This window comes from Pseudomonas sp. CAM1A, from assembly GCF_047501685.1.
Lineage (GTDB): Bacteria > Pseudomonadota > Gammaproteobacteria > Pseudomonadales > Pseudomonadaceae > Aquipseudomonas.
On the sequence record NZ_JBFNXP010000002.1, the window covers coordinates 282,473 to 294,666 of the forward strand.

Consider the following 12,194-nt stretch of genomic DNA (forward strand, 5'->3'; position numbering starts at 1 on the left):
GAGGTGCCATGGCCTACATGGCGTCCATGCAGTCGACGCTGTCGTCGTTGATTGCGGCGGGGGAGGCTGGCCGTACCAGTCTCGATGGGATGCTCGGCCCGCTGACCGGTGCTGTCGGTGACATGACCGGTGCCGCTTCGGAGCTGGAGAGCCTGCCAGTCCTTGGCCCGGCCCTCGGCCAGAAGCTGCAGCGCACGATGCGAGCCATCAACGCGGCCCAGTCCACGGTGGGGCAGGCCGCATCAGCCTATAGCCAGGTGGTCAGCGGAGCGGCAGCGGTACAAGACCGCCTCGGTTCGCTGAAGGAGCAGGCCGGCAGGGCCTCGGCGGCGATCAGCCGCATCGCTGGGCAGGCAAGCCCTACGCTGGCCAACATCCTGCCGACCAGTGCGCTCGCACCGCTGGCCACGCCGGCAGCCGAGGCAATCAAGCCCTTCCCGCACCTGCTGATCCTGCAGCCGCTCGATGCCAAGCTGCAGCCGTACTACTTCAACCTGGACACTGCGGCCTTCGACGAACTGCGCCGGCAGACCTCGGCGCGCTGGGCCGGCCAGGAGCGCCTGACGCGAACCATTGCGCAGCAGGCGGTCGGGCAGGGCGAGGACAAGATCACGCTCAAGGGGGTGATCTTCACGAGCAGGGGCGGGATCAAGCAGCTGGATGCGCTGCGCACAATCGTCCGCCGGCTACAGCCGGTCAGCCTGGTGACCGGTTACGGCGACGTGCTGGGCACCTGGTGCTTGACCAGCCTGGACGAAGAGCAAGGCGCGCTGCTGGCCGGCGGCATTCCGCGTAAGCAGGGTTTCTCATTGGAGTTCGTGAGTTATGGCAATGACATGCAGAACGTCTGACGGGGATCTGCTCGACACGCTGTGCTACCAGCACTACGGGCACCTCAACGGCACGGTCGAGTTGGTGCTGCAGGAGAATCCTGGGTTGGCGGATGAGCCGCAGCCCTACCGCGCCGGGGTGATCATCGTGCTGCCCGAACTGGCGGCGCCGTCGATCGAGACAATTGAGTTGTGGGGTTGACCCACCGCCACACACCGAGCCCCGCCCAGTGCGGGGCTCTTTCATTCTGGAGGGGCTATGCAACCCACTTTCCGCATCGTCGCTGATGGCAGGGACATCACGACGCTGATCAACGACCGACTGATCCTGCTGAGAACCACCGACAAGCCCGGTATGGACTCCGACGAGTTCGAGCTGCGGATCGATGACCGCGACGCAGCGGTGGCTTTGCCTGCTCGAGGTGCGCGGATCGAGGTTCACCTCGGCTACGTTGGCCAGCCGTTGGCTCGCTTGGGCCGATACACCGTCGACGAGATCGAGGTCTCGGCGCCGCCCCGCACCATGGTGATCCGTGGCAAGGCCAGCGACATGCGCGGCACCGGCAAGACCACACGCAGTGGTAGTTGGGAGGGCGTGCCTCTGTCGCAGATTGTCCGCGACATCGCCGCCCGCAATGGCTGGACTCCGGTCTGTCAGGTGCAAACCAAGGTCGATCGCGTCGACCAGCGCAACGAATCCGACTTCAACTTCATCACCCGCCTGGCCAAGCAGTACGACTGCACGGCGAAGGTGGCCGACGGCAAGCTGCTGGTCATGCCTCGCGAAGCCAGCCTGAGTGCCAGCGGCAAGGCCTTTGGCACGATCACCATCACCCCGGCAGATGTGAGCCGGTGGCAGTTCCGGCTCGGTGATCGCAGCGCGCAGGCAGCGGTGAAGACCACGCACCAGGACAAGAAGACTGGAGATCTGGCCGTCATCGAGCTGAGCAACGACGACGTCCCCTCCGGCCTGCCGGGCGTGCACACCGATCGTCACATCTACCCGAACAAGTCGGCAGCCCAGCAGGCGGCCAAAGCCAAGCTCGCGGCCTTCAACCGCAGCACGGCCGGCGTGCGCCTGCAGATGGCTGGGCGAACCGATCTCTTCGCTGAACGGGTGATCAACGCCCAGGGCTTCAAGGATGGGCTTGACGGACAGTACCTGGTCGACAGCGTCGAGCAGACGTTCGATGTCTCTGGCTGGTCAACTGCGGTGGAGTGCAACGGCGGGAAGAAGGGCAAGGCCAAGGCCAAAGGCAAGGGCAAGAAATCGAAATCCGATAAGCCACTGAAGGTGGTCGCGGTGAACCCGGCCTGAGCGGCCACAACAGGAGATTCAAGATGACCGTCACACTCAAGCAGCTGCAGCAGATCCTTCCCAACGCCGGCACCCAAGCCGGCGTTTTTCTTCCTGTCTTGAACGCGTCGATGGTGAAGTGGGGGATCGTCACTCCCTTTCGCAAACGTGCTTGGCTTGCCCAGGTCGGCCATGAGTCGGGCCAGCTACGCTACGTCCGCGAGCTGGGCAGTAACCAGTACCTGAGCAGGTACGACACCGGCAAGCTCGCCGCGCGCCTGGGCAACACGCCCGAGGCCGACGGTGACGGCCAGAAGTATCGCGGCCGTGGCCTGATTCAGGTCACCGGTCACGACAACTACAAGCGCTGTGGCGAGGCGCTGGGCCTGAACCTGCTGGCCCACCCCGAACTCCTCGAGCGCCCTGAGCATGCCGCTGACTCGGCGGGGTGGTTCTGGCATCAGGCGGGCCTTAACTCGCTGGCCGATAAGGGACCGGCGGCGTTCGAAGCCATCACGCGGCGCATCAACGGCGGCCTGAATGGCCTGGAGGATCGCTTGGCGATCTACAGGCGTGCCGAGCAGGTGCTGATCTGATGGGCCTCGAATCGCGGCTCGCCCTGCTGGCCCTGGTGTTCGGTGCCGTGGTCGGCGCACGGCTTGCCTGGTTGTGGCAGGCCAACGAGCTGGCCACGCAGGCGGCAGGCTACGAGCTGCGGCTTGCGACAAAGGATCTGGAGCATAGCCGGGAGCGGGAGGGTGCTGCGGTGGCGGTGCTCGGTCAGCTCGAACAGCAGCAGGCAGCCAGGCGCGAGTTGGAAGATCGCCTGCAGGCACAGGAAAAAACCCACTGGAAGGAGATTAACGATGCTCAACAAGCTCAGGCTCGTCTGCGCGACCGGCTTGCTACTGCTGATCTGCGGTTGTCAGTCCTGGTCGACGCCGGATCCGTTGCCGCCCAGGGTTGTGGCGGTGGGGTGCGAGCGCCCGCCGGCACCGGAGGCGTGGTGGATGGAGCCCTACGCGCCCAACTTGACCCAGCGCATGCTCGACGAATTGTCGCCATCACTGACGAAGGCGATCGAGGATTGATCGCGCTGAAGGCCTGCCAGGCCTACGTGCGCGAAGTCACGAAGTAGTAAAGAGGCGAGCCGGGCGGATGCGCCAACATCCAGCCCGGCCCGCCGAACCCACAGACCCTTCCTGCAAGTCCAGCCGTGGCCCCTGCCTTGTGCACAAAGCGCGGCGAGCCTTCGATGGCTTCCACTTCAAGCACCTGGATATCCACTACTCCGCTGCCAATCAACGGTATTGCAAAGCTAAAGCGAGGGATAGCACGTGACTATGAACTGGAATCCACAAGTATTCGGCGGTATTTTTGTTCGATCTTGAAATTCAATATGGTTGTGTGCGAGTGTAGACAGAGCAAGAATTGAATTTTTTGGGAGCGTTATGCTTTTAGATCTCGATGAAATTGTTTTGACCTGCCAAGATCCTCGGTCTAAAGAATATATTCGTGAGGCCGTGCTATGTTATAAGGCGGGGGCCTATAGGTCGGCTGTGGTATCTTGCTGGATTGCGGTTGCATTCGACATTGTTGATAAGCTAAGGGAACTATCGGCTGCTGGCGATAGAATGGCTGAGCAAGAGATTAATAAGTTTGAGAAGATACAGCGAGATGGTGATATTCGCGCTGCCCTTGCATTTGAGAAAGACTTGCCTGAGCAGGCAAAGAAGTTTGAATTTGTATCTCATGTGGAATATGTTGACTTAGGTCGCCTGGTCGTTGACCGTAATCGTTGTGCTCATCCTTCTCATGTAATTGATTCCGAGGTTTTTACTCCTACGGCGGAATTGGCTAGGCTTCATATTGTAAACTCTGTTAGATCTGTCTTGTCCCGCCCAGCGGCGAGTGGAAAATCAGCTTTAGATAATATTATGTTTGATATGGCTTCCAGGTACTTCCCAAGCCGTCCCGAGGCAGTAAAACAATTTTTAAGCGAGGGGCCTTTGGGGAGACCTCGGGCTTCTCTTTACAGAAATTTTGTTGTTGTCCTACTCAAGAATATCCTTTCTGGAACGCAGGAAAATATTTCTAAAATCAGAGCCAGCCTTGCTTTGGCATCCGTTAAAGAAATGCATCCTCAGCTTTGGGTTAGCGAGTGTTATCCGGTGTTTAGTAACTTGGCCTCTACGCAGCGGACCGATGAAGAGCTTGTCAGGTTGGTTGCGCTTATCTGTTACAATCAATCTATGGATTATTGGGGCTGTTTGAGTGATGCCCAGCGTGACAGGATCAATAATTTTGTAGAGAATTCTCCCGTAGAATTAATGGATCAGTTTGAGATTTTGCTGGTCGGGGATGATCTGCCTACGTTGAAACGATCCGCGATAACTAGGTTGAAGAAGGCGACATTTGAAGAGCTAAAAGGCGTAGGTTGGGTGTATTATGTACCTGAGCAAGCCTTGGATAGGTGGTTGGATTTATATTCTTTGTCAAGGGATTTTGCTGAGGCTAATGAGATTGGACGATTTTTGAAAAGTATTGTTTCGGTATCTCTCAATGTTTCGGCGTATCTAAGTAAGTTTTTTGCGTTAGTCAAGAAAAATGATCAGGTCTTTTATAGTCATGAACTTAGTGGGGTTGTTCGTGCTTTTGTGGCCGCCACTGATTTTGAGAAGGTTAAAAATGTAGCGTCGTCTTTAGATGTAGATGTTGAGCGGTTTCTGCCAGCCCAATAGCTACTTCGCCTCTATTAGATGCTTGCCTTGGTCGCGTACGTTCCCAACTGATTCGCCTACCGGGTACCATTTGAAGTCGCTCGCCGGGCGGCAACCCGTCTGGACGATTTCGGTGGCGCGTTCCTCCGAGGTTGCGGAATCGATCCATTCGCGCGCCAATGCAGGGCTGAGGACCAACGGCTTACGGTCGTGGATGTCGATAAGCCCTTGGTCAGCTGCCGCGGTGATGATCACGAAACCGTCGCGCTCGTCTGGCTCGATGCCGGCGTGGACTTCAGCCAGCGCCGCGAAGAACAGCGGGGCCTGGTCCGCTGCCTGGATGTAGTAGGGCTGCTTGCGCTTTGGGTCCGCAGGATCGGCTATCCACTCGAACCAGCCATTGGCCGGCGCCAAGGCTCGGCCATTCGGCCAAAGCGACTTGAAGAACTTCCCCGTCATCACCGTCTCGGCCCGCGCATTGATCGGGTCGGGCCGCTTCCCCTTCGCCCATAATGGCGACCATCCCCACTTCACTTGATCGACGCTCAACCCTCCAGGCACTGGCCTTATCAGCTCTACACGGGTAGAGGGCGCCACGTTGTACCGGTTGATCCGCTCATGGTCATACCCGTTGATGACCACCAGATCGAGGGCCAGCTGCCTCAGGTAGTCGTCCATGCTCTCGTAGATCGAGTACCTCCCGCACATACCACACCTCGCTCGTTTGTCGGCTGCCTCGCGTCCGCGCATTGACGTCGGAACGGTCTGACAGTTTACTGTACGAATATACAGCTATTCATTTGAGTTGATCTGCCATGACCATCACCTTCCTTGGCGCGCCGACGGGCGGCCCTGCGCTGCTACCGGTGTACTCGTTCCGTGTGCCGGCCGGATTCCCTTCGCCGGCGGCGGATCATCTGGAGCGTCATATCTCCCTCGACGAGCTGTTCGACCTGCGTGCCCCGCACGTGTACCTGGTGCAGGTGGAGGGCGACAGCATGCAGGGGACCGGGATTTTCTCGGGCGACCTTCTCATCGTAGACCGCAGCAAGGAGGCCGAGCACGGCGACATCGTGATCGCCGCGATCAACGCCGAGCCCGTTTGCAAGCGCCTGTACCGGCGCGACGGCGTGCTGATCCTGCAATCGGAGAATCCTGCCTATCCAGCGCGGCACGTCATGGAGGGCGACGATCTGGTCATCTGGGGTGTGGTTCGCTACAGCGTGCGCGATCATGCCCAGTGACCAGGTGTTCGCGCTGATCGACTGCAACTCGTTCTACGCGAGCTGCGAGCGCGTGTTCCGGCCGGATCTGGCCAAGACCCCCATCGTGGTGCTGAGCAACAACGACGGCTGTGTGATCGCCAGGTCGTATGATGCAAAGCCCTACGTGAAGATGGGTGAGCCTTACTTCCAGGCCAAGGAGAAGCTGCGGCGGCATGGCATCGTGGCGTTCTCGTCCAACTATGCGCTGTATGGCGACATGAGCGAGCGGGTCATGTCGCTGATCGAGTCGATGGTGCCGGCGGCCGAGGTCTACTCGATCGACGAATGCTTCGCTGATCTCACCGGCGTGCAGGGAAGCCTGACCCAGTTCGGCCGGGAGGTGCGCGCCAGGGTGTTGCGCTGTACCGGTATCCCCGTCGGTGTGGGGATCGCCCGCACCAAGACCCTGGCAAAGCTCGCCAACCACACTGCCAAGCGCCTGCAGGCGCATACGGGCGGGGTGGTCGATATCACTGATGACTTCAAGCGCGATTGGGTACTGCGCAACACCGAGGTGCAAGAGGTGTGGGGCATCGGCCGGCGAATGACAGCGCACCTCGAGGCGATGGGCATCCGCATGGCCATGGACCTGGCGAAGGCAGACCCACGGATGCTGCGCGACAAATTCAGTGTGGTAGTGGAGAAGACCGCGCGCGAGCTCGCCGGCACACCTTGCCTCGAGCTGGATGAGGCTGACCCGCCGAAGCAGGAGATCTGCTGCAGCCGCATGTTTGGCAAGCGGCTGACGGAGCTGGCACCGATCAAGCAGGCGGTGGCCACCTACACGGCGCGAGCGGCGGAGAAGCTGCGCGCCCAGGGATCGGTATGCAAGCGCATGCGGGTCAGCATCCGTACTGGGATGTTCAACCCGGACGAAGCCAAGTACGCCAAGGGCGCTTTGGTCGAGCTGCCATACCCAACCAACGACACGCTGCTGCTTTCCAGGGCCGCCACCGAAGCGGCGGAGCAGGTCTACCGCTCGGGCTTCCGCTACAGCAAGGCTGAGGTTCTGCTGATGGATCTGCGGCAGCCGGGGGAGTTCAGCGATGATCTGTTCGCCGTGACGCAGCCGGCGGCTTGTGATCGGTTGATGTCGATGCTGGACGAAATCAACGGCAAGTACGGCCGAGGAACGATGCGCACGGCCAGCGTCCCCGACACCCCTGACTGGGGGATGCGGCGCGAGATGATGAGCCGTTCGTACACCACGCGGATCGATCAGCTATGGCGAGTACGGTAGAAGGACACTCCAGACCATGGGGCAAAAATGGGGCAAACTGAGCGCCATTCTATGCCCCTCAATGCCCTTTGGACGTTTCGTTAACAGGTACAAATAAGCGCCCAAGCCCCTTGTACGTGGGGCTTGGGCGCTTTTTTCGTCAATACTCCAGCACAATCGGGGTGTGTTGTAGATATCGACCAAAGGTTCTCGGGCTTTTAGGCTAAATCAAACAGCCTTTCCCTGTATCAGGTCCAGTGCATCACGGTACAGAAATGGTACCCAGTAGGTGGGCTGATTTTTGTCGTTACGGGCTTCAAAGAACCCGGCTGCTACAAGCTGGTCTGCCACTGAAAGTGCCTTCTCGGACTCGATATTCCATATGCGCGTTAGAGTATCTACTTTTTGCTCAGCTTTTTCATTCTTGAGAAGCTCAGTGTAGTTCTTTAGATTCGGGTACTCAGCGCACAGGGTTTGTGTGTACCTAACCTGGGAAACCGATGATAGCGATTCTTTGAATACGGTTCTATCAAACAGTATCTCTGCGTCTGGTTCCGGTTTGCCTTGTTCGATTTTTCTAATTTGGCTGGCAAGGAGGCACTCAAGCATATGGATGACTTCGCGGGGTGCTGTTTTCTTTGTTCCGTCTTGGACTCGCGAGATAATCCAGTCAAATGCATCTGGGTTTTTTCCCGTGTCAACTTTGTCTGGGAAGATTCTCTTAAGTATTAGTTCTTGCTTGGATATGTCGCTTGTGACATCGTTTTTATTGACTTGAAGATAGTCAACCAAAGACTGATTGTTGAGGAGTCGGCTGATGACTAGGTTGAGCAGGCCGTCGCGGTCCCATTCGATTGTGTCAGTCTTAATGACATGGCTTGCTTCCCTGAAACCACCCTCTGTGATGCGCTCCCATATATCTTTACGGACAAAGATTTTAGCTTTTATGTGGGTGTAAGGCTTTAGGTCTGCATATACACGAAAAAGCGCTCGTAGGGCGGACTTTTCTAATTCCGGCGAGGATGAGAACGAAACATCAAGGCGATCAAAAAGAAGCCAGATAGAAAGTTTTTCAGCACTCAGGCCTTCATTGGCGAAGTGAAGTAAATCGTTGACTGGGACGCTAGAAAGTTTGGCTCGGGTGTCTGTTGGCCCGTAGGAGGCTTTCCTTGTTGCGCTAGGGGCGCCAGACGTAGGGTCTAGGGATAGAGTCCATTCAACGTCAGTGGGATCTTTGTCGCCAAAGCTTTTTATGTAGTTAATTGCTCTGCTGAATAGCGCGCCGAGCGTGAACGATTTTGGTAGTAATCCTGCGGTTTCCAGGGTCTCGATTAATTTGCTTGAAACGCTGTTGGCTGTTCCGGTCTCACGCAGCTTGGCGGCTATAAGTTGGAGAATATATAACTTCCATATATAGGTTAGGTCGGATTCGTTACAGGAGTCGTTGTCAATTAATTCTTGGAATGCAGATGCGCCTAGCGGATTTTCTGCCGGGGTTAAAAGGATGTTTCTGCCTTTAAATTCGTCAGTGTTGTTGGTTAACAAAGAGTATAGGGCGCTTTTTCCTGTTCCCTTGGCGCCGTAGATTACATCGATCTCGCCATTGGATAGTTTGTTCCATTGTGAAGTTCTGATGAAATAATTTGCAAGTTCATTTTTTTCATCTTCAGCGACTCGGTGGCCTACTCGAATCGACGCTAAAAGAGTCTTCTTGTTCAAATCGTTCGTCCATGTTAGTTGTTGAGTGATGGCAAGCTTAATCGATCTAATGCCCCAAAATTCTGCACGTATTGTGCAGCTTGGATTGCGTGAGTTGTCAAGCGCCTTCCATACCATGCGACCCATAATGGTCGCCCTATCACGGTGAGCGGATCATAGAAGGGCACAAAGCGCCATTGGGAGAAATCTGGTTCCCATTTTTCGTATTGAGCTTTCAACCGGAAATCTGCGAAGGGTTGGTACAGAAATGGTACGCGTTCAGCGCGGTGTCTATCTAGGCCAGTAAATCCGGTGTCTCTAGGGAAAACACCCCCAATCCATCATCGGCGCAACAGAAAACCGCCTTACTACCGTATCCATTGGGCGGGCCGCGTTTTCTGGTGTTTCGGGGTGCATTCGGGTTTCTCTCATTATCTATCGTTTACCACCTTTTTTGCTTATTCTCCAAAGCTCGTTGCTGAATTTCAGCAAGGGCAATTGGGGATTTAGCAAATGGGCACCATCACAACCCGCAAAAGGAAAGACGGGTCGACCACGTACGACGCCCAGATCAGGATCATGCGCAAGGGCGTGAAAGTCTATCAGGAAAGCCAGACCTTCGATCGGAAGACTACGGCCCAGGCCTGGATCCGAAAGCGCGAGGCCGAACTTCACGAGCCGGGCGCGATCGAGAAGGCGAACCGAAGCGGCGTCACCGTCAGGCACATGATCGAGAAGTACCTGGGCCAGTACGAGAAGCTGCGCCCGCTGGGCAAGACCAAGCGCGCCACGCTGCTGGCCATCAAGGAAACGTGGATGGGCGACGTGGTCGACAGCGAGCTGACGAGCCAGAAGCTGGTCGAGTATGCGCTGTGGCGGATGGAGAAGTACGGTATTCAGGCGCAGACCGTGGGTAACGACCTGGCCCACCTGGGCGCCGTGCTTTCCGTGGCCAGGCCAGCCTGGGGCTATGAGGTCGACCCGCACGCCATGCCCGATGCCCGCAAGGTGCTGCGCAAGATGGGGGCCGTCAGCAAAAGCCGCGAGCGCAGCCGCCGGCCGACGAAGGACGAGCTCGACAAGATCCTGAAGTACTTCGAGGAGATGCGCGATCGCCGGAAGCAGGAGATCGACATGCTGCGGGTGGTTCTGTTCGCGCTGTTCTCCACCCGTCGCCAAGAGGAGATCACCCGGATTCGCTGGGACGCGCTGAACGAGAAGGATCAGTCGGCGCTGATCACCGACATGAAGAACCCGGGCCAGAAGTACGGAAACGACGTGTGGTGCCACCTGCCCGATGAGGCCTGGCGGATTCTGCAGTCGATGCCGCGGGTAGCCGACGAGGTGTTTCCGTACAACTCGAAGTCGGTGTCCGCCTCCTTCACCAGGGCCTGCAACTTCCTGGAGGTGGACGACCTGCACTTCCACGACCTGCGCCACGATGGCGTCAGCCGGCTATTCGAAATGGGGTGGGATATCCCGAAGGTGGCCTCTGTTTCCGGTCACCGGGATTGGAACTCGATGAGGCGCTATACGCACCTGCGGGGGAATGGCGATCCATATAAAGCATGGGAATGGATCGAGAAGGTGATAACGGGCCCCGTGATCGAGGCCCAGAAGAGAATCACGAGACGCGGCGAAGGCCTCGACCCATGAGCTTGTCATGCTCTGTCTTGGCCTTGGCGTGCTGCGCGTCGAGATAGGCGGCCAGGTCGTTCAGGTGCACGCCCCTGGCTGACTTCTGGCTCGACTCCATGCAGACCAGCGGCAGGTTGATTTCGCCCCGGGCCACCTTGCCCTTCATCTTTTCCGGGGTCAGGTGGCTGAAGTAGTCAAGGCACACACGCTCGAGCGGGATGATTGCCTGGCCGCCGTACTGGGCCATGAGCAGGAAATAGGTGTTCATGTGGGCCTCCTCAGGCCGTGAAGTGGTACCCGACCTTCGCCGCGCGGGCGGCTTCCTCGGTGCGGAACATGAGTTGGGTTGTGCCTGGTCGGCCTTCCGATTCGTACTCGGCCGATACCCACCAGTGGCCGAACTTGCGATACGGCTCGCCGAGGATCTTCGTGACGTAGCAGTCGATCAGGTTCATGGATGGTCTCCACGCCGCCGGTGGCGGCAGGTAAATGTCAGGCCAAATCCGCCAGTGCGAACACGATCCCGCGACAGTAGGGAGCGTCGTCTTCCAGAACATGGAACGTGGCGTGAGGTATGTCCGTCTTGTAGGTCCAGCTGTAGCCGTCCTCTTGGCACCACAGCGCTTCGATTGGCTTGGCTGACTTTTGGCGATGCACGTACTCGGCGATCTCTTCGTCGCCGTCCAGGCAGTCACGGTCGGGCAGCACACCGTCTACATCGACAAAGGCCGTGCCTCCTCCGTAGCATCCGATCTCTTCGCGGCGTGCGCCGTAGAACTCCATCAGGTCGTCACTGGCACCGCACAGGATTACCAGCCCAGAGCTCTGTGCGGCGACTATCAGTTCACCTGGGATCCTCGCGCCGTACTCGATGCAGCACAGTTGTGCCGCCAGTTCTTCTTTCGTCATGGCAATAGCTCTCCATGCCCGCGCATGTCGGCGGGCTTGAGTAGTTGGGGGAGGGGTTAGGCTGGATCAGCCGTAGTCGAAGTCGTATTCGGCAAAGCAGGGCGCGCATAGCGGGCGTTGTCCGCGCTGCGCAAAAACAGAGGTCTTGAGCAGCCAGCGGCTCTTATCGACGAAGCGGCCGCAATCGCGGCAGTGGGTGTGGTGATCTTCGGCCTTGAGCAAGGCGAACTGGGCGATTTGCTGGCGCTCATCCTCTTCGAGCAGTTTCCGGAAGTGCTCCTGCTCTTCCTTCTCCGTCATGTGCGGGTAGATCTTGCTCATCTCGGTCATCGCGGCCCCCGATAGATCAGGTAGGCCATGTAGGCGAGGGCGATCATAGAAGGTGCCCTCCGGCTTCGAGCAGGCCGTCTCGGTCTTCGCGCAAACTATCTCGGTCCTTGCGCAGCGCCTCGTTCTCGGCGGCGAGCTTGCCCAGCAGGCCGTAGCACTCGGCCAGCAGGTTGTTTGCCGCCTCGATCGCAGGGCCTTTGCCGGACACACCGCGCTGGCAGGCCTTCATCAGGCCTTGCACGTTGGTTGATTCAGTTGTCATGGCTGGACCTCCTCTGGCGGATGAAC

At 58.0% G+C, this 12,194-nt stretch carries 16 protein-coding genes; 9 read left to right on the top strand and 7 right to left on the bottom strand.

Going from position 1 to position 12,194, the window contains the following annotated elements:
- The first annotated feature begins 8 nt into the window (after positions 1 to 8).
- From ABZO33_RS04965 to ABZO33_RS04990, 6 genes are all read left to right on the top strand, one after another.
- Entirely contained in the window at positions 9 to 851 is an 843-nt protein-coding gene (locus ABZO33_RS04965) for a phage tail protein (protein WP_414535076.1), read from the top strand.
- The gene (locus ABZO33_RS04970; RefSeq protein ID WP_186713635.1) at positions 826 to 1,032 is read left to right on the top strand and encodes a tail protein X; all 207 of its coding nucleotides are present in this window, start codon (positions 826 to 828) and stop codon (positions 1,030 to 1,032) included. Before ABZO33_RS04965 ends, ABZO33_RS04970 begins: the two co-directional genes overlap by 26 nt.
- A gap of 57 nt (positions 1,033 to 1,089) precedes the next feature.
- A complete protein-coding gene (locus tag ABZO33_RS04975) occupies positions 1,090 to 2,148 on the top strand; it encodes a phage late control D family protein (protein ID WP_414535077.1) in 1,059 nt (352 codons plus the stop codon).
- A gap of 23 nt (positions 2,149 to 2,171) precedes the next feature.
- Positions 2,172 to 2,723: a glycoside hydrolase family 19 protein gene (locus ABZO33_RS04980; protein WP_414535078.1), complete on the top strand. Its 552-nt coding sequence runs from the start codon at positions 2,172 to 2,174 to the stop codon at positions 2,721 to 2,723.
- A complete protein-coding gene (locus ABZO33_RS04985) occupies positions 2,723 to 3,265 on the top strand; it encodes a lysis protein (protein WP_414535079.1) in 543 nt (180 codons plus the stop codon). The genes ABZO33_RS04980 and ABZO33_RS04985 overlap by 1 nt, the downstream gene beginning before the upstream one ends.
- Before the next feature lie 313 nt (positions 3,266 to 3,578).
- On the top strand, positions 3,579 to 4,868 hold the full coding sequence (locus ABZO33_RS04990; protein ID WP_414535080.1) for a hypothetical protein: 1,290 nt from the start codon (positions 3,579 to 3,581) through the stop codon (positions 4,866 to 4,868).
- Here ABZO33_RS04990 and ABZO33_RS04995 read toward each other — a convergent pair whose 3' ends face one another.
- Positions 4,869 to 5,555 (bottom strand): SOS response-associated peptidase family protein, encoded by a 687-nt coding sequence (locus ABZO33_RS04995; RefSeq protein ID WP_414535081.1) that lies wholly within the window; start codon positions 5,553 to 5,555, stop codon positions 4,869 to 4,871. It lies immediately after the preceding gene.
- A 107-nt stretch (positions 5,556 to 5,662) separates the two neighbouring features.
- Between ABZO33_RS04995 and ABZO33_RS05000 the strand changes: the two genes are divergently transcribed.
- Both ABZO33_RS05000 and umuC read left to right on the top strand, forming a co-directional pair.
- On the top strand, positions 5,663 to 6,091 hold the full coding sequence (locus tag ABZO33_RS05000; protein WP_414535082.1) for a LexA family protein: 429 nt from the start codon (positions 5,663 to 5,665) through the stop codon (positions 6,089 to 6,091).
- Positions 6,081 to 7,352 carry a translesion error-prone DNA polymerase V subunit UmuC gene (gene umuC, locus ABZO33_RS05005; RefSeq protein ID WP_414535083.1) on the top strand — a complete coding sequence of 424 codons (1,272 nt, stop codon included), beginning with the start codon at positions 6,081 to 6,083 and terminating at the stop codon, positions 7,350 to 7,352. The genes ABZO33_RS05000 and umuC overlap by 11 nt, the downstream gene beginning before the upstream one ends.
- Positions 7,353 to 7,559: 207 nt before the next feature.
- Here umuC and ABZO33_RS05010 read toward each other — a convergent pair whose 3' ends face one another.
- Positions 7,560 to 9,050, bottom strand: coding sequence for a P-loop ATPase, Sll1717 family (locus tag ABZO33_RS05010; RefSeq protein WP_414535084.1), 1,491 nt, complete (start codon positions 9,048 to 9,050; stop codon positions 7,560 to 7,562).
- A gap of 492 nt (positions 9,051 to 9,542) precedes the next feature.
- On the opposite strand from ABZO33_RS05010, the gene ABZO33_RS05015 reads away from it, so the two are divergent.
- Positions 9,543 to 10,685 (top strand): tyrosine-type recombinase/integrase, encoded by a 1,143-nt coding sequence (locus tag ABZO33_RS05015; RefSeq protein ID WP_414535085.1) that lies wholly within the window; start codon positions 9,543 to 9,545, stop codon positions 10,683 to 10,685.
- Here the strand turns inward: ABZO33_RS05015 and ABZO33_RS05020 are convergent.
- From ABZO33_RS05020 to ABZO33_RS05040, 5 genes are all read right to left on the bottom strand, one after another.
- Complete coding sequence (locus ABZO33_RS05020) at positions 10,654 to 10,935, bottom strand: pyocin activator PrtN family protein (protein ID WP_060545660.1); 282 nt, start codon at positions 10,933 to 10,935, stop codon at positions 10,654 to 10,656. The genes ABZO33_RS05015 and ABZO33_RS05020 overlap by 32 nt on opposite strands.
- Before the next feature lie 10 nt (positions 10,936 to 10,945).
- Positions 10,946 to 11,122 (bottom strand): hypothetical protein, encoded by a 177-nt coding sequence (locus tag ABZO33_RS05025; protein ID WP_414535086.1) that lies wholly within the window; start codon positions 11,120 to 11,122, stop codon positions 10,946 to 10,948.
- A gap of 37 nt (positions 11,123 to 11,159) precedes the next feature.
- On the bottom strand, positions 11,160 to 11,576 hold the full coding sequence (locus tag ABZO33_RS05030) for a hypothetical protein (protein ID WP_414535087.1): 417 nt from the start codon (positions 11,574 to 11,576) through the stop codon (positions 11,160 to 11,162).
- Positions 11,577 to 11,642: 66 nt separating this feature from the next.
- The gene (locus ABZO33_RS05035) at positions 11,643 to 11,897 is read right to left on the bottom strand and encodes a hypothetical protein (RefSeq protein ID WP_414535088.1); all 255 of its coding nucleotides are present in this window, start codon (positions 11,895 to 11,897) and stop codon (positions 11,643 to 11,645) included.
- A 52-nt stretch (positions 11,898 to 11,949) separates the two neighbouring features.
- Positions 11,950 to 12,168 carry a hypothetical protein gene (locus ABZO33_RS05040; protein ID WP_414535089.1) on the bottom strand — a complete coding sequence of 73 codons (219 nt, stop codon included), beginning with the start codon at positions 12,166 to 12,168 and terminating at the stop codon, positions 11,950 to 11,952.
- Positions 12,169 to 12,194 lie beyond the last annotated feature (26 nt).